Here is an 18573-nt window from a genome sequence, read left to right on the forward strand (position 1 = left end):
AGTGCTTTAACACAATAAATTAAACTTGCTACTAATCTACGTTATCGTGTAAAAATGAATTGTTACTTCTTAATTGAATATCGTCATTCTCATCGGTTCCAACAGACATTCTAGAAGCTTTAATCTCAGAAGAGTGCTGTACATCTTCAAGGTTAACACCTTGTCTTTTGTAAGCAGGTACTTTTTCGATTTCGTTTATTTTAGCATCATTAAATTTATAATTGAAATCTTTCATTTTTCTTCTACGTTCATCTGCACGAGCAATAAGCAACTCAGAGATAGGACTGTTCATTGGATCAATCTCTTCTTCTCTAACTTCTGCTGTTTCATCCATAGGAATTGTTTTCTTTTCAAAAACAATTTCTTCTTTTACTTCTGTTTTTTCCTTTTTAGTATTTATAGAGGAATGAAATGTTTCAAAATCATCTAATGCATAACGTTTTTCACCTTGCTCATTAACCTCTGTTACTGAGATAATTTCTACAGGTGCATTAACATCTATATCCTTAACTTCTTCCTCTAAACTAAAGAACATTTTTTCTTCCTTAGCTTTAGGTTCTTCATCTTTTTCCTCTGCTTTATTTGCCAATGGTAAATCAAAAGAAAAAGTGATTTGTTCTTCTTTTGGTTCTTCAATTACTTCCGCTTTATTTACAATTGGAGTAATCACAAAATCTTCAGGCTCAATTGTAGCTTCTGGTTTTTTATCTAAAACTTCATCATAAACCACATTCATATTTTTCAATAAATCTGTTGTAGCGATTAAGTCTGTTCCATTGTTTTCTTCAGCTTTTGGCTCTTTCTTTACCTCTTCTTCGACTTCTTCTTCAAGCAAAGTGTGACGAACAATTGGTGTCTCTTTTTCTTTTTCTAAAACGATATCTGGCGTAATAATCGCAGGCTCTTTTTCTTGTGTACTTGTTTCTGTTGTTTCACCTAAAGCATGAATAACTTTCTTAGTTTCCGTATTAGAAATTTCATTCTGCTGATCCAAATCAAATCCTGTAGCAATAATAGTTACAGAAATAGATTCTTGTAACGCTTCATCTTCACCAACGCCCATAATAATATTGGCTCCAAATCCAGCTTCAGTTTGAATATGATCATTTATTTCTCCGATTTCATCGATAGTAATTTCTTGAGATCCAGAAACGATTAGCAACAATACGTTTTTAGCACCTGTAATTTTATTATCGTTAAGTAATGGAGAGTCTAAAGCACTCATAATAGCTTCTTGTGCTCTGGTTTGACCAGAAGCTGTAGCAGATCCCATAATCGCTGTACCACTATTACTTAACACGGTTTTAGCATCACGTAAATCAATATTCTGAGTGTAGTGATGTGTTATAACTTCTGCAATACCTCGAGATGCTGTTGATAATACTTCATCTGCTTTAGAGAAACCTGCTTTAAACCCAAGATTTCCGTATACTTCACGAAGTTTGTTGTTGTTAATCACAACTAATGAGTCTACATGAGAACGCAATTTTTCTATACCACGTTGGGCTTGTGCATTACGCATTTTACCTTCAAACTGAAATGGCATAGTTACAATTCCAACCGTTAAGATATCGAGTTCTTTAGCCATTTTAGCAATGATTGGTGCAGCACCTGTTCCTGTTCCGCCACCCATTCCTGCAGTTATAAATACCATTTTTGTATTGGTATCTAACATTCTGCGAATGTCTTCTAGACTTTCTATTGCTGCTTCTTCTCCAACATCTGGATTGGCACCTGCTCCTAAACCTTCTGTTAAGGCAACACCTAATTGTATTTTGTTTGGAACACCACTATTTTGAAGTGCTTGAGAATCTGTATTACAGATTACAAAATCGACTCCTTTAATACCTTGCTGAAACATGTGATTGATGGCGTTACTTCCACCTCCACCGACACCAATTACTTTGATGACGTTTGATTGGTGCTTTGGCAAATCAAATGAAATGTTTCCAAATTCGTTGCTATTACTCATTTTAATTATGATTATGGGTTTTCAATTATATTTTTATTCTGTTTAGATAATTTATACTTGCGAATTATTCCGCATTATCTAAAAAATCCTTTACACGCTCAGTTAACTTATCTAAAAATGAACGACGCTCTTTTTTTGGTTCTTCTACTACAACATCCATTTCTGGCTCTTGCATTTGTTCTTCTTCTACAGCCGCAATCATTTCTTCTTCAATTGCTTCTACTTTTTTACGTTCTTGACGCTTTAAGCCATCCATGACTAAACCAACTGCTGTTGCAAATAATGGACTTGCTATATCTTCGTCACTATCACCAGCTAAATGTTCATTAGGATAGCCTATTCTAGTGTCCATGCCTGTGATATACTCTACCAATTGCTTTAAGTGTTTGAGCTGCGCGCCACCTCCTGTTAAAACAATACCACCAATTAGTTTTTTCTTTTGCTCTTCGTGACCGTAATTTTTTATTTCGACATAAACTTGCTCTATAATTTCTACGACTCTAGCGTGGATAATTTTAGACAAGTTTTTTAATGTAATTTCTTTTGGTTCTCTTCCTCTTAATCCAGGAATAGAAACAATTTCATTATCCTTGTTTTCTCCTGGCCATGCCGATCCAAATTTCACTTTTAAAAGTTCAGCTTGTTTTTCTATAATTGAACAGCCTTCTTTTATATCTTCAGTAATTACATTTCCTCCAAAAGGTATAACTGCAGTGTGACGGATAATACCATCTTTAAATACAGCCAAATCTGTTGTTCCTCCTCCTATGTCAATTAACGCAACACCAGCTTCTTTTTCTTCTCTGCTTAAAACAGCATTTGCCGAAGCTAAAGGCTCTAGCGTAATACCTTCTAAATTTAAGCCTGCACTTTGTATACAACGACCAACATTTCTAATCGATGATACCTGACCAACGACCACATGAAAATTGGCTTCCAAACGTCCACCATACATTCCTATTGGCTCTGTTATTTCGGCCTGACCATCAATTTTAAACTCTTGTGGTAACACATGAATAATTTCTTCGCCAGGAAGCATTACTAATTTGTGAACCTGATTGATTAAGCGATCAATATCCTCTTCATCAATAACCATATCAGAATTTGGGCGCGTAATGTAATCACTATGTTGCAAACTACGTATATGCTGACCTGCAATACCAACGGTAACATCTTCAATTTTTTCACCTGCAGCAGCCTCAGCTTCTTGAACGGCTTGTTGAATAGACTGAATGGTTTGGGTGATATTATTTACCACACCACGATGCACACCCATACTTTTGGCTTTACCTAAGCCTAAGATTTCTACTTTATCATACTCGTTTTTGCGACCAATCATGGCCACAATTTTTGTGGTTCCTATATCTAGGCCTACCGAAATGTTTTGCTTGTCCATAATTTACTTTTTGGTGCAAATAACTTGTTTATCAAACTTTAAATTCACTTTTGAATAATGATCTAAAACTTGGTCTTTTAAAGCTTTTTGATAAAAAGCCTTAAAATTATTCATCTTTTTTTTGAGTTGTTTTAAAGTTCCTACATGAACCGTAAAATCACATTTTCTAATTTTAAAATCAATAGTATTATCGTCATTTTGACGAATCTCAATGATATGTTTCTTTAAGAAATCATCTTCATCTACAGTTTTTGCAAATTGAAAGACTGTTTCGAGCTTATTTTTCTCAATATTACCGGTAACGAGTGGTACCCTTGCTGCATAATTATAAGACAAAGGCATATAACCACCTTCATCATCGATATAATATGACGCATTTGTGTGCACTCTTGCAATAGGTCGTTTCTGTTCGATTTCAGCCGAAAGTGCACCGTTTACTGACATAAACACTTCCGCTTGCTTTATCATTGGATTAGATTTCAGGGCAGATTCTAATTTATTCAAATCTATAATTTCTTTAGGTTGCTTCGAAACAGGTTCCTGATTTACTATTAACAATTTACTAACATTCGCATCTGTTATAAATAATTTGTTTTCTCCTAAGAATGTGATGTTAGGCTCGCTTACTTTTCTAGTTTTATTTCTTTGATTAGAAAAGGCAAACAAAAAACTCACCAAAACAATTAAACCAATGATTTTTATGTAGTTATAATTTATTTTAAACATAGAAAGCTTCTTTTATATGTTTAACTTCAACTCCAATATCTCCAGCTCCAATTGTTAAAACGATTTGAGCTTCAGATTTTTTAATTTCATTAATTATTTCTGTCTTTTGAATTAATTTTTTATTCGAATTTTCGATCTTATCTAGAAGCCATTTAGACGTTACTCCTTCTATAGGTAATTCTCTTGCTGGATAGATATCTAACAGCAATAATTCATCGAATTTTGAAAGACTTTCTGCAAATCCATCTACAAAATCTTTTGTTCTACTAAACAAATGCGGTTGAAAAATGGCCAATACCTTTTTATCTGGATACATTTCCCTTACGGCTTGATGTACTGCATTAATTTCTTCAGGATGATGCGCGTAATCATCTATAAACACAAAATCATCTGTTTTAATCTGATACGTAAATCTGCGCTTTACACCTTGGTAAGTTTCTAAACCTTTAGCGAGTTCTTCATAAGAGCAACCATATTCTGCAGCCATAGCCAATGCAATTATTGCATTAGATAAGTTGTGTCTGCCTGGCAGGCAAAACTTGAAATTTTTATAAATCCCACTTGGTGTCTTAACATCAAAAACATAACTACCGTTTACTATAGAGATATTTTGAGCACAATAATCAGAATCGTCTTCAATTCCGTAAGTAATCCCTTTTAACGGCAAACCATTTTTAATAAACAATTTTCCGTTTGGCTTTATACACTCTGAAAATTCCTTAAAGGTGCTTACTAGCGCTTCTGCATTTCCATAAATATCCAAATGATCTGCATCCATTGATGTTATGCAGGCCAAATCTGGTGACAAGGTTAAAAACGAACGATCAAACTCATCGGCCTCCACAACTGTAACTTCTGTTCCGTTAATAATTAAATTGGAATTATAATTCTCACTTATTCCACCCAAAAACGCCGTAACAGGCACATTACACACATGTAACAAATGCCCTAAAATACTTGTTGTAGTTGTTTTACCATGTGTTCCCGCAACAGCAAGACAAACGGTTTGTTTGGTAATTTCACCTAAAACTGCAGAACGTTTTAAAACATTAAAACCATTATCTTTAAAATAGTTAAATTCTGAATGATTTTTAGGAATTGCAGGCGTATATACTACAAGTGTGTTTTCAGGATTTAAAAAGACCTCTGAAACAGCTTTAATATCATCTTCAAAGTGAATAGTAACACCTATCTCCTCAAGCGAATTTGTAATTTCAGTAGGTGTTTTATCATAACCTGACACTTGCTTACCATTGGCCACAAAATAACGCGCAATAGCACTCATTCCGATACCTCCGATACCAATAAAATAGACGTTATTTACTTTACCGAAATTCATTTACTTTTTTAATAATTTTTCAACTTCATCAACAATAGCATTTGTTGCATTTACCAATGCTAAGGCTTCTATATTTTTACTTAATTCGCTTTGTTTATTTTTATTAGAAATTAATTCTGAAAATTCGTTTTGAAAATCAGTATTCAAATCTTTTTCTCGTATTAAAATAGCGGCATTTTTATCTGCAACTGATTTTGCATTTTTAGTTTGATGATCTTCTGCTACATTTGGCGATGGTATAAAAACCACTGGCTTACCAACAATACATAATTCCGAAACCGAAATAGCACCTGCCCTAGAAATAATAACATCTGCAGCGGCATAAGCCAAATCCATCTGATTTAAAAACGCATGAACTTGTACATGCTCTAATTCGTTATACTGCTTGTACTGGTCGTAATACAGTTTTCCACATTGCCATATTACTTGAATATCTTGTGCCTCAAAAAATTTGATATTTTCTTCTATAAGCTGATTGATCCGTCTTGCACCTAAACTCCCACCCAAAACTAAAAGTGTTTGCTTATTATGCGTTAACTTAAAGACATCTTTACCTTCAATATGCTTATCTTTTACATGTAACAAATCTTTTCTAATTGGGTTTCCGGTCAACCTAATTTTAGCTTTTGGAAAGAATTTATCTAAACCTTCATAAGCCACACAAATGGTATTCACTTTTTTTGCCAGCAACTTATTTGTAATTCCTGGGAATGAATTCTGTTCCTGAATTAAACTTGGTATACCTTTTGACGAAGCCACCTGCAACAATGGACCACTAGCAAAACCTCCAGTTCCAATAACTGCATCTGGCTTAAACGCATTTACAATTTTTCTTGAACGCAGCAAACTGCTTAATAGTTTAAACGGGAATGCTAAATTCTTCAATGTTAATTTGCGTTGGATCCCAGAAATCCATAAGCCTTCAATTTTATAACCGGCTTGTGGCACCTTATCCATTTCCATTCGATCAGAAGCACCAACAAACAGGAACTCGGCATCAGGATAGCGCGACTTTAACTCGTCTGCAATCGCAACCGCAGGATAAATATGCCCTCCTGTTCCTCCGCCTGATAGGATAAATCGATATGTCTTATTATTTTTCAATCTTTAAAATTCCAACGTTTTAACTTTAGTAAAAACAGCCTTAAAATCCCCTCAAGGAGACAATAACTCAATTCAAATTACTCTAAATTCATTTTTTTCTTAACTCTTAACTCTCTTTTATTTTTTCATTTAAATTGCTTCGCTTAATATGGCTAATGGATTATCTTCTGCATCTTCTTTCTCCTTTAATTCTTCACGTTTAGCACTAACACTTAAAATAATTCCTATGGACAAGCATGTCATCCAAATAGATGTTCCTCCACTACTAATTAAGGGCAAGGTCTGGCCAGTCACCGGAAATAACTCAACAGCAACTGCCATATTTATTAAGGCTTGAAATACAATTGGCAAACCAACACCTAAAACTAATAACCTTCCAAATATGGTATCCGATTTATGGCTCACCACCACTACTCTAAACAAGAACCATAAATACAAAATCAGTATAAACACTCCACCTATAAGGCCATATTCCTCTATAATTATGGCAAAAATAAAATCTGAAGACGACTGAGGTAAGAAATTCTTCTGAATACTTTTTCCTGGCCCTAAACCTTTAATTTCACCAGTAGCAATAGCAATTTTTGCTTTTTCAATCTGATAATCAGCTTCGGTATCTCCATCATTAGTGAAATTTTCAATTCTACTCATCCATGTATCTACTCTATTTGGCATCGCATCTGGAAATGCTTTAGCTACTAGAACAAACATTGTAAGAGCTAATAAGCCTGTCCCTACAATAATTAAAAGATACTTTATTGGATAACCACCAATAAATGCCAGCATCATTATCATTGTAAAAATGATTGCTGTTGTAGAAAAATTGGCAGGTAAAATTAAAATTAAGACTAGAAAAACCGGTCCCCAAAGCGGTAACAACGATTCCTTAAAACTGACTTCTTTATCTTTTATTTTTGACAAATATCTTGCCACATAAACCATCAAAACAACAGCTGCCAACGTTGAAGTTTGAAAAGACATATTCACAATAGGAATCTGAATCCAGCGACTCGCATTTGCACCATCAATGGTTGTCCCTTGCAACATAGTAACAAGCAACAGTACAAACACAATGGGAATCATAACCATAGATAACCCACGAAAGTATTTATATGGTATTTTATGAACCCCAAACATAATTACAAAACCTAAAAGCAAGTGCATAAAGTGCTTTACAAGCAATGAAAATGTATTTGTATTTCCAATGTTTGCCAAATTACTCGCAGCACTATAAACAGGCATAAACGAAAATATAGCCAATAGCGCGACTATTGCCCAAATGGCTTTATCTCCTTTTATTTGTTTAAATATGTTTTGCATGCTTAACCTTTTATAGATGAGTCCCTAATTCATCTCTAATATCTCATTTATAAATTTCGAACGGCATTTTTAAATTGACGTCCTCTATCTTCATAGTTTTCAAATAAATCGAAACTAGCACATGCAGGTGATAACAACACATTATCTCCAGCTTGAGCAAGCTTATATGCTATTTTTACCGCTTCACTCATGTATTGCGTTTCAATAATTACATCAACCATTTTTCCGAATGACTCTATAAGCTTTGAATTATCTACTCCTAAACAAACAATAGCTTTAACTTTTTCGTTTACAAAAGGAAACAACTCTCTGTATTCATTGCCTTTATCAACACCTCCAACAATCCAAACCGTTGGGGCATCCATACTTTCTAGAGCAAAATAAGTAGCATTTACATTTGTTGCTTTTGAGTCATTAATGTATTGCACTTTATTAATTTTTAATACATGCTCTAAACGATGCTCAACACCTTGAAAATTCTCCAAACTTTCTCGTATAGTTTGTTTTCTAATTTTAAGTAAATGTGCCACAGTAGAAGCTGCCATTGCATTCTTCACGTTGTGCTTTCCTTCTAATGCTAAATTCTTTGTTGGCATAATGATTTTATTATTATCTATTGTTATTATTATCTTATTGTTGTCTAAATATGCGCCTTGCTCAATAACTTTTGTTAATGAAAAAGGCAATTTTTTTGATCGAATTTGATGCGTTTTCATATAGTCTGAAATAACCTCATCATCAGCATCATATATGAAATAATCGTCTTCTGTTTGATTCTCTACCACTCTAAATTTTGAAGCGATATAATTTTCAAACTTATAATCGTATCTATCTAAATGATCTGGTGTAATATTGGTTAAAACCGCAATTTTTGGTTTAAAACTTATGATATCATCCAATTGAAAACTACTAATCTCCAATACATAGTTATCATGATTTTTTTCTAAAATTTGCTTCGCGAAACTATCACCTATATTCCCAGCTAACCCAACATCTAATTCCTGTTTTAACAAGTGATGTGTTAAGGTTGCCGTTGTGGTTTTGCCATTACTTCCTGTAATTGCAACTAAAGTCGCATCCGTAAATTTGGAAGCAAATTCAATTTCAGAAACCACTGCAATTCCTGCTTCACGAATTTGTTTCACCAAAGCCACTTTATCTGGAATACCAGGACTTTTCATAACGATGTCTGCATTCAGAATTTTTGATTCCGTATGCTGTTCATCTTCAAATTCAATCTCATTATTTAAAAGAACGTCTCTATATTTTTCTTTAATCTTTCCTTTATCTGATACAAATACGTCGTATCCTTTTGCTTTTCCTAAAAGCGCTGTTCCTACTCCACTTTCACCTCCACCAAGAATTACCAGCCTTTTCATTATCTAATTTTCAAGGTTACTATAGTTATAATAGCTAGTAGAATTCCAACAATCCAAAAACGGGTTACAATTTTACTCTCATGATAGCCAGACTTCTGATAATGGTGATGCAAAGGCGACATTTTAAAAATGCGTCGTCCTTCTCCAAACTTTTTTCGTGTGTACTTGAAATAACTCACCTGTAAAACAACCGATAAGTTTTCTGCTAGAAATATTCCACACAATACTGGAATTAACCATTCTTTTCTAACAGCAATAGCTATTACAGCTATAATTCCACCAATGGTTAAGCTTCCTGTATCTCCCATAAAAACTTGAGCTGGATAAGTATTGTACCACAAAAAACCAACTAAAGCACCAACAAATGCAGCGATATAAATAGTTATTTCCTCTGCTCTTGGGATATACATTATATCTAAGTATTCTGAAAAAACGATATTACTTGACACCCAAGCAAAAATGCCTAAGGTTAACACAATTATGGCCGATGTTCCTGCTGCAAGACCATCAATGCCATCTGTGAGATTAGCTCCATTTGACACTGCGGTGATAATGAAAATACTGACCAAAATAAAAACTATCCATGCGTATTTTTCTAAATCTGGACTTATCCAAGTAATTAAATCAGAGTAATCAAACTCGTTATCTTTTACAAAAGGAATCGTTGTCTTGGTTGACTTCTCTTCAGGCTTAAATAATTTTGATGCTTGTACATCTGGGTTTTCAGCCCTTAATTCATTCTGTTGTTGAATTGGTAATTTTTCTTTTATAGTGACATCATTATGAAAAAACAATGTTGCTCCAACTATAATTCCCAATCCTACTTGACCCAATACTTTAAATTTCCCTTTTAAACCTTCCTTATCATTTTTGAATTTTTTAATGTAATCATCAATAAATCCAATGGTTCCCATCCAAAGCGTTGTAATAATTAGCAGAATGATATAAATATTTTCAAGCTTCGCTAATAGCAATACAGGAATAAGCGTGGCTAGTATTATGATAATCCCGCCCATTGTTGGAGTTCCTGCCTTTTCTACTTGACCTTCTAATCCTAAATCTCGAATCGTTTCTCCTACTTGTTGTTTCTGTAAAAACTTAATAATACGCTTACCATATATCGTAGAAATTAACAATGACAATATGATTGCCACAGCAGCTCTAAAGGTTATAAACCCAAACAGCGATGCTCCAGGCAATTGGAACTGTTCTTCTAGATATTCGAATAGGTAATACAGCATTCTTTATTATTGTTTGTTTTTTACTTTTTTTAGTGCTTGCAAGTTTTTTTTTGATGTCCTGCAGAATAAGCTACTCTTGTAATTGTTTTAAATACTCTTGAACAATTTTATAATCATCAAAATCAAAGCGTTCACCTTTAATTTCTTGGTAATTCTCATGTCCTTTTCCTGCAATTAGGATTATATCTTTTGGCCCTGCCATTTGACAAGCTGTTTTAATGGCTTGCCTTCTATCTGTTACAGCCAATGTTTTTTTGAAATTTTGAGGTTCAACCCCTTTTTCCATATCTTCAATAATGGTTTCAGGCACTTCATTACGTGGATTATCGCTTGTAAAAATCACTTTTGTACTTAAAGCCGAAGCGATATGCGCCATTTTTGGTCGTTTTGTTTTATCTCTATTTCCTCCACAACCCACAACTGTAATCAGTTCTTCATTTTTAGTTCTGATGTCATTAATAGTTTCCAATACGTTTTTTAAAGCATCTGGCGTATGCGCATAGTCTACAATCGCAGTCACTTGTTTTCCTGAAATAAAATACTGAAAGCGTCCAGCTACGTTTTCGAGCTCACTGATAAGCCTTAAAATCTCATCTTTTTCTAAGCCTAATAATTCAGCTGCACCATAAATTGCAAGAATATTATAAGCGTTAAAACTACCTATTAGACGCGTCCATAATTCACTATCATTAACCTTTAACAACAAACCACTAAATTCACTTTCTAAAATCTGCGCTCTGTAATCTGCATAATTTTTTAAAGCATAGGTGTATTTTTTGGCTTGCGTATTTTGAAACATAACCAAGCCATTTTTATCGTCTATATTAGATAAAGCAAAGGCCTCTTTTGGCAATTGATCAAAGAACTTTTTCTTAACATCTCTATACTCAGCAAACGTATCATGATAATCTAAATGGTCGTGAGACAGATTTGTAAAAACGCCACCTTCAAACCTTAAACCCGCTGTTCTGCTCTGATGAATACCATGCGAACTCACTTCCATAAAGCAAAACTCTACACCTTCAGCATTCATCATTTTTAAATACTTATTGATGGTTAATGAATCTGGTGTGGTATGTGTAGCTTTATAGCTCGTATTATCTACCATAATTTTTACCGTAGACAACAAACCAACTTTATAACCTGCTTTTTTAAATAATTGATACAACAAACTCGAAACGGTTGTTTTTCCGTTTGTACCTGTAACTCCAATTAATTTTAAATTCTCAGAAGGTTGCCCATAAAAGTTATTAGCCATATATGCTAAAGCTTCATTAGAACTTGCGACTTCAATATAAGTAATCCCATCATGAAGCTGCTCTGGAAGCGACTCACAAACTATAGCTGTCGCACCATCCTTAATTGCTTTTTCAATATACTTATGACCATCTGTAACCACTCCTGAAATTGCCACAAAAACATCATTGGTTTGAATCTGACGCGAATCGAACTCAATTTTACCCACAGTAATACCAGTACTACCTACGACAGCATTAATTGTAACCTTATATAATATGTCTTTTAATACCATCATGATGCTACTAAAACAATAGTTTGATTGGTTTGTAATTTTCGATGTTTCTCTACAGACTGCTTTTTAACAATGCCACTTCCTGTTAATTTTATTTTTACATCAACTTGCAAATTTTCTAATAATGCGATAGCATCCATTGCTGGCATTCCAATTACGCTTGGCATTAACTCCTTATATTTTCGAGCATTTTCAAAATAACTTTCGAACTCTTCATTAGCCAAATTATCTTCAAAATTGAGCGTTTCAATTTCATCTACAATTGGCGTATCTGTGTAAATTTTTTGAGCAATTCTTTTGAATACTGGACCAGATACATCAGCACCATAATATCCCACTTTGGTACTTGGTTGATGAATAACTACAATGCAAGAATATTTTGGATTGTCAGCTGGAAAGTAACCGGCAAAAGACGACACATATTTTTTGTCTTTTTTCCACTTTTCGTAATTTGCATAGTCTATTCTAGCTGTTCCTGTTTTTCCTGCCATAGAAAAGGTTTCAGAATACATTCGCCTACCTGTACCACGAATCATAACATTCTTTAATATGTCTTGAATTTCATTTAAAGTCTTATCAGAGCATATTTTACCAACAAGCACTTCCTTATCAAACACTTCAATATTTTTATCAAAAGACTTTACAGACTTCAAAAAACGAGGCTTCAACAACTCACCACCGTTTGCAATTGCATTATAAAAAGCTAAGGTTTGAAGCGGTGTCATTCTTAAATTATAACCATAAGCCATAGACGGCAAAGCATTTCTACTCCAGTTTGAAGCACCAGGTTTAGGAATATCTGGTTTTCCTTCTCCAATTATTGCTACACCTAGAGTTTTATCAAGCTTCCACGAGCTCAATCTATTTAAAAATTTCTCTGGTTGTTTTGAATAATGATCATCTATAATCGTTGCCATTCCTATGTTTGAAGACACCTCCAAAGCTCTTGCCACTGAAATCTCACCAAACCCACTTCCAGAATCAGTAATCACTCTACCATAAAAAGATTTTCGTCCTTTTTTGGTATCAACAACTGTTGCTGTATCAATTACCTTATCCTCTAAAGCTGCCATTACCGCCATGACTTTAAATGTAGAACCAGGCTCATGACTTTCTCCAACTGCATAATTTAAACGCTCGTAATACTTACCTTTTTTATTTCTTCCTAAGTTAGAAATTGCTTTTATCTCGCCAGTCTTAACATCCATTACCACTACACAACCATGATCTGCTTCATAAAGCTCTAATTGCTTCAACAAAGAATGGTGTGCTATATCCTGAATATTAACATCTATAGTGGTATAAACATCATAGCCGTCTTTTGGCTCAATTTCATTACCATCTCTTATGGGTTTCCATTGCCCATTACCTATTTTTTGTTTGAGCTGCTTACCATTTGTTCCTTGCAAGTACTTCACCCCAAAAGCACCATCGATTCCTGGCCTTGTAACATCTCCATTCTCATCTGTTCTTTCATAGCCAATTGTACGCTCGGCTACACCTCCCATTGGATGCTCACGTCTTGTTGTTTGCTCTACAATTAAACCACCTTTAATTGCTCCTAGATTTAGCAAAGGAAAATTGCGCATTCGGATATAATCAGAGTAACTAATATTTCGTGCTAAAAGGAAATATCTGTTCTTATTTTTTCTTGCTTTTCTAATAATATTCTTATAATAAGATGCTGGCTTCCCTTTATAAACATGAAGCGAATCAGCCAAAGCATTGATATACTTTTCAAATGTTGCGTCTTTAGCTTGAATAGCATCAATTCTAATATCATACTTAGGTATTGAAGTAGCCAACAAACTTCCGTCTGCAGAATACACATTTCCACGATTTGCAGGGATTGGAAAATCTCTAGTTGTATTCTTTTCGGCAAGAGCCCTATACTCATCACCTTGAACAAACTGAATACTAACTAACTTAAACACCACTGCCAAGGCAAAGACAAACATGCAGCCTGCTACAAAGTACAATCTGTTCAATATGTTTTTTTCTGTTATTGCCAAAGCTTATCGTTCTTGCTTTTGTGATTTTACTATTATTTTTGTTGGTGGGTTTAAGGAAATCCCAATTCCTTTATCTTTCATTTCGGCTTCTACAAAAGATTCTTTTTTAAGCTGCATAAGCTTTCCTCTTTTATCTACAAATGCCGAACGCAACTCTTTTACTTCATTAGTTAACTTTGCGATTTCATATACTTTTTGATCCGCACTATGCGAACTTGCAATCATTATGATTGCTAGAAATGAAATAAAAATGATGATACGCCAATTTTTAAACGAATCATCACTGATTAGAAACTTCCCTTTTAATATGCCGTATATGTTTTTTTTCATATTTTTTTAGCAATCCTCAGTTTCGCACTTCTAGCTCTATTGTTTTGTTTTATTTCTTCTTTGGAAGGCACAATTAAACCTCCCACTTTTTTTAAAGGCACTTCAAAATTCCCAAACACATCTCTTTCAGGTTCTCCTTCAAACAGTCCATTTCTAATAAAACGTTTCACCAATCTATCCTCTAAAGAATGGTATGAGATAAAACTCAAACGACCATCTTTTTTTAAGATTTCAGGGGTCTGAAGCAACAATTCTTTTAACACTTCAATTTCTTGATTCACTTCAATACGAATTGCTTGATAGATTTGCGCTAAAACCTTATTCTCTTTTTGATGATTTAAAAACGGTTTTAAAACTGCCTTTAATTGTTCGCTTGTTTTTATTTCTGCTTGCTTACGTTCTTCAACAATGATACTTGCCATTGCTGGCGCTTGTCGCAACTCACCATATTGAAACAAGACCGTTCTTAACTGCTCTTCATCATAATTATTAACAACTTCAAAAGCAGACAACTTACTATCTTGATTCATTCGCATATCTAAATCCGCTTCAAAACGCGTAGAAAAACCACGTTCTGCAACATCAAACTGATGCGACGACACTCCGAAATCTGCCAGAACACCATCAACCTCTTTAGCCCCATAAAATCTTAAAAACCGTTTTATAAATCTAAAGTTCTCATTAATCAACACAAAACGATCATCATCAATTGCATTTGCTAAAGCATCTTTATCCTGATCAAAAGCATACAATTTTCCATTAGGTCCTAACCTAGACAAAATTTCTCTACTATGACCACCACCACCAAACGTAACATCGACGTATACTCCATCTGGCTTAATAGCTAAACCATCAACGGTTTCTTTTAGTAATACTGCATTATGATAATCCATTGTCATCTTCCTCTTGTCCCATGACTTCTTCGGCCAAATCAGCAAAATCTGAAGCCGCATCATCAATAGCTTGTTCGTATTTATCTTTATCCCAGATTTCAAGAATATTTACTGCAGAGGCCAAAACCACCGCTTTAGTAATACCAGAAAAACCGATTAAATCTTTCGGAATTAATAATCGCCCCGCACTATCCACTTCTACCATTTTAACTCCAGCAGTAAAACGTCTAATAAAATCATTGTTCTTTTTCTTAAAACGATTGAGCTTATTTATTTTCTCCATCATTTTATTCCATTCAGACATCGGATACAATTCTAAACACGGCTGAAATACAGCGCGCTTTAAAACAAAACCATCTTGTAAGGCCGATGACAACTGTTTTTTTAGCACAGCAGGTATCATTAGCCTTCCTTTGGCATCAGCTTTACATTCGTATGTTCCTATAAATGAATTCAAAAGGTTTCGTTTACCACTTTAACGATTAATATTCAAAGATATTGAAAAAATCACCACTTTTTACCACATTCTACCACATTTGTTGATAAGTTTTGATTTGAAATACATTCAAATTATTTTAAAGCCAGTAAATTCGACTTGCGTACTATAATTTTCAAAGTGGGAATTATTAACATCGTTAACCTAGAAGTTCTCAGATAAAAAAAATTGATATTTTATTGATAATATTTATATTCTAAAGGATTTGGTTATATTTGTTTTTAACACATAAGCACTAACTTGCAAATGACACACCTTTTAAAAAAAGAAAAGGATTATAGATATATTGAAGTAGGCGAAGGCACACCAATTATCGTGTTGCATGGATTAATGGGTGGGCTCAGTAATTTTGATGCTGTGACTAAACACTTTAGCTCAAAAGGCTATAAGGTTATTATTCCAGAACTACCTATTTACACCATGTCTTTAATAAAAACTAACGTAAAAAGCTTTGCCAATTACTTAAAAGCTTTTATTGAGTTTAAAGGCTTAAATGATGTTATTTTATTAGGAAATTCTCTTGGTGGACATATTGGCTTATACTACACAAAACTAAATCCTAAAAAAGTAAGAGCCCTTGTTATTACAGGGAGCTCAGGGCTTTACGAAAGCGCTATGGGAGGTGGTTACACTAAACGTAGTGATTACGAAGTTATAAAAAAGAAAGCCCAAGATGTTTTTTACGATCCGGCAGTTGCAACAAAAGAAATTGTAGATGAAGTTTACGAAACGGTTAACGACAGAAACAAACTAATAAAAACTTTAGCGATTGCAAAAAGCGCCATTAGACATAATATGGCTAAGGATTTACCTAAGATGGAAACTCCGATTTGCATTATCTGGGGAAAGAATGATACCGTGACGCCACCTGAGGTTGCTGAAGAATTTCATGAACTGTTACCAGATTCTGAATTGCATTGGATTGATAAGTGTGGACATGCCGCTATGATGGAACACCCTGAAGAATTTAATACAATTTTAAATGCTTGGCTTGAAAAACGCGGATTTTAAAACCGCCTGATGTTTTTTTTTGCAAAAAGCATAAATACGCATATATATTACCTTAAGTTTAATTTAAAAGATTCCTACTTTGTTAGGAACGAGAGATGAAAATAAAATCAGCTGAATTTGTAGTTAGTAATTCCGAAGTGGAAAAGTGTCCTAAAAACAACTTACCCGAATACGCTTTTATAGGTAGAAGTAATGTTGGAAAGTCTTCACTTATAAATATGCTAACCGACAGGAAAAGTTTAGCAAAAACATCTGGAAGACCCGGAAAAACACAATTAATCAATCATTTTATCATTAATGAAGATTGGTATTTGGTAGATTTACCTGGTTATGGTTATGCTCGTGTTTCTAAGAGTTCTAAGCAAAAGTTTCAGAAGTTTATTACTAATTATTTTGAACAACGTCAGCAACTCGTTTCTGCATTTGTATTGGTAGATGTGAGACACAAACCGCAACCTATTGATTTAGAATTTATGCAGTATTTAGGAGAAAGTGAAATTCCTTTTGGGATTATATTTACCAAAGCAGACAAATTAAAACCTAAGGCCATAGAGCGACAAGTAGACGAATATTGCAAAGAATTGCTTAAATTTTGGGAAGAACTACCTCCTTATTTTATAACATCTTCATCTAAAAGCATTGGCAAAGACGACGTTTTAGAGTTTATTGCAACGACAAATGAAGAGATTGAACAATTAAGGTCTAGTCTGTAATATAAAAAACTAGGTCTTTACATCTAAAGCATCTCTAAGCGCATTACCAACCAACATAAAAGCCATCACTAATAACATAATACAAAAGCCAGGTATTAAAGCCAAATATGGTTTTCCTAATATGATATAATTATAGTGATCTTTTATCATAGCTCCCCAACTTGCCATTGGCGGTTGCGCACCAATACCTAAAAAACTCAATCCACTTTCTATTAAAATTGCAGCAGCGAAATTAGCCGCTGAAATCACAATTAAGGGTCCAAAAACATTAGGCAAGATGTGTTTTGTTATGATTCTGTAATCATTATACCCCAAAGCTCTTGCTGCGGTTACATATTGCATTTCTTTAGCACTTATAATCTGCCCTCTTACTACTCTTGCCACTTCTACCCACATTGTTAACCCTACAGCTATAAAAACTTGCCAAAAACCTTTACCTAAGGCTAAAGTAATAGCAATAACTAATAATAAGGTTGGAATAGACCATGTGATATTAATAACCCACATAATAAAAGCATCGACCTTTCCACCGTAATAACCAGCCAAACTTCCCATTAACAGTCCAACTATTAACGATATAAAAACAGCGACAAAACCAATAAAGAAAGAAATACGAGAACCTATTAAAACTCGGCTTAAATAATCTCTTCCATATTTATCCGTACCAAAAACAAAGCTTCTGTTCTCTATATAATCATTGAAATTGGAATCTGGAAACCTTGACAACTCTATTTGCTTTTCTATACCTTGTAATCCATCAGAAGCATATTCCACATAATGTAAAACACCATTTTTTAAGCTGTAAGATTGAATAGGGATTTCAGTATCAGTATTGTTAGATCCTAAAAATAATTTTGAAAAAAAGTTTTGTTCTGTTTCAATTCCTGATGGAATAGTTAACATTTGAACTTGAAATCCAGGTGGTTTAGAATGAATAGACAAATGCATCTGATTTGCATTTTTTGAAGCATCAGGAGCAAACAGATATGCAAATACAGAAATTAACCCAATACAAGCAATAACTCCCATACTAAAAACGCCCCAAAAGTTTTTTTTGAACTTTTGAAGCGCCAGTTTTGATAATGAATTACTTTGATTGCTCATTTATAA

The 18573-nt window shown here is 34.0% G+C and carries 16 protein-coding genes; 2 read left to right on the forward strand and 14 right to left on the reverse strand.

Annotated features, from left to right (window positions below; genetic code table 11):
* Positions 1-31: 31 nt before the first annotated feature.
* The 13 genes from ftsZ to mraZ form a co-directional block, all read right to left on the reverse strand.
* Positions 32-1972: a cell division protein FtsZ gene (ftsZ, locus tag ABD730_RS11575; protein WP_344714757.1), complete on the reverse strand. Its 1941-nt coding sequence runs from the start codon at positions 1970-1972 to the stop codon at positions 32-34.
* Positions 1973-2036: 64 nt separating this feature from the next.
* Complete coding sequence (ftsA, locus tag ABD730_RS11580) at positions 2037-3368, reverse strand: cell division protein FtsA (protein ID WP_215927265.1); 1332 nt, start codon at positions 3366-3368, stop codon at positions 2037-2039.
* A gap of 3 nt (positions 3369-3371) precedes the next feature.
* Complete coding sequence (locus ABD730_RS11585) at positions 3372-4094, reverse strand: cell division protein FtsQ/DivIB (protein ID WP_344714759.1); 723 nt, start codon at positions 4092-4094, stop codon at positions 3372-3374.
* Positions 4087-5433 carry a UDP-N-acetylmuramate--L-alanine ligase gene (gene murC, locus ABD730_RS11590; protein WP_344714761.1) on the reverse strand — a complete coding sequence of 449 codons (1347 nt, stop codon included), beginning with the start codon at positions 5431-5433 and terminating at the stop codon, positions 4087-4089. Before murC ends, ABD730_RS11585 begins: the two co-directional genes overlap by 8 nt.
* On the reverse strand, positions 5434-6537 hold the full coding sequence (gene murG, locus ABD730_RS11595; RefSeq protein ID WP_344714763.1) for an undecaprenyldiphospho-muramoylpentapeptide beta-N-acetylglucosaminyltransferase: 1104 nt from the start codon (positions 6535-6537) through the stop codon (positions 5434-5436).
* 129 nt (positions 6538-6666) lie between these two features.
* Positions 6667-7857, reverse strand: a complete 1191-nt coding sequence (locus ABD730_RS11600; RefSeq protein WP_215927257.1) for an FtsW/RodA/SpoVE family cell cycle protein — start codon at positions 7855-7857, stop codon at positions 6667-6669.
* 47 nt (positions 7858-7904) lie between these two features.
* On the reverse strand, positions 7905-9236 hold the full coding sequence (murD, locus tag ABD730_RS11605) for a UDP-N-acetylmuramoyl-L-alanine--D-glutamate ligase (RefSeq protein ID WP_344714765.1): 1332 nt from the start codon (positions 9234-9236) through the stop codon (positions 7905-7907).
* On the reverse strand, positions 9236-10477 hold the full coding sequence (gene mraY, locus ABD730_RS11610) for a phospho-N-acetylmuramoyl-pentapeptide-transferase (RefSeq protein ID WP_215927253.1): 1242 nt from the start codon (positions 10475-10477) through the stop codon (positions 9236-9238). Before mraY ends, murD begins: the two co-directional genes overlap by 1 nt.
* Positions 10478-10547: 70 nt before the next feature.
* Complete coding sequence (locus ABD730_RS11615) at positions 10548-12011, reverse strand: UDP-N-acetylmuramoyl-L-alanyl-D-glutamate--2,6-diaminopimelate ligase (RefSeq protein ID WP_344714769.1); 1464 nt, start codon at positions 12009-12011, stop codon at positions 10548-10550.
* The gene (locus tag ABD730_RS11620; protein WP_344714797.1) at positions 12008-13966 is read right to left on the reverse strand and encodes a penicillin-binding protein; all 1959 of its coding nucleotides are present in this window, start codon (positions 13964-13966) and stop codon (positions 12008-12010) included. Before ABD730_RS11620 ends, ABD730_RS11615 begins: the two co-directional genes overlap by 4 nt.
* Positions 13967-14023: 57 nt before the next feature.
* Positions 14024-14350, reverse strand: a complete 327-nt coding sequence (locus tag ABD730_RS11625) for an FtsL-like putative cell division protein (RefSeq protein WP_215927249.1) — start codon at positions 14348-14350, stop codon at positions 14024-14026.
* Entirely contained in the window at positions 14347-15243 is an 897-nt protein-coding gene (gene rsmH, locus ABD730_RS11630; protein ID WP_344714773.1) for a 16S rRNA (cytosine(1402)-N(4))-methyltransferase RsmH, read from the reverse strand. The genes ABD730_RS11625 and rsmH overlap by 4 nt, the downstream gene beginning before the upstream one ends.
* The gene (mraZ, locus tag ABD730_RS11635) at positions 15230-15700 is read right to left on the reverse strand and encodes a division/cell wall cluster transcriptional repressor MraZ (protein WP_334470637.1); all 471 of its coding nucleotides are present in this window, start codon (positions 15698-15700) and stop codon (positions 15230-15232) included. The genes rsmH and mraZ overlap by 14 nt, the downstream gene beginning before the upstream one ends.
* 285 nt (positions 15701-15985) lie before the next feature.
* On the opposite strand from mraZ, the gene ABD730_RS11640 reads away from it, so the two are divergent.
* On the forward strand, positions 15986-16750 hold the full coding sequence (locus ABD730_RS11640; RefSeq protein ID WP_344714776.1) for an alpha/beta fold hydrolase: 765 nt from the start codon (positions 15986-15988) through the stop codon (positions 16748-16750).
* 95 nt (positions 16751-16845) lie between these two features.
* Positions 16846-17463: a ribosome biogenesis GTP-binding protein YihA/YsxC gene (yihA, locus tag ABD730_RS11645; protein ID WP_334470633.1), complete on the forward strand. Its 618-nt coding sequence runs from the start codon at positions 16846-16848 to the stop codon at positions 17461-17463.
* A gap of 9 nt (positions 17464-17472) precedes the next feature.
* Here yihA and ABD730_RS11650 read toward each other — a convergent pair whose 3' ends face one another.
* Entirely contained in the window at positions 17473-18567 is a 1095-nt protein-coding gene (locus tag ABD730_RS11650) for an ABC transporter permease (protein ID WP_334470631.1), read from the reverse strand.
* Positions 18568-18573: the final 6 nt, after the last annotated feature.

It is taken from the genome of Winogradskyella damuponensis, from assembly GCF_039538385.1.
Taxonomy (GTDB): Bacteria; Bacteroidota; Bacteroidia; order Flavobacteriales; family Flavobacteriaceae; genus Winogradskyella; species Winogradskyella damuponensis.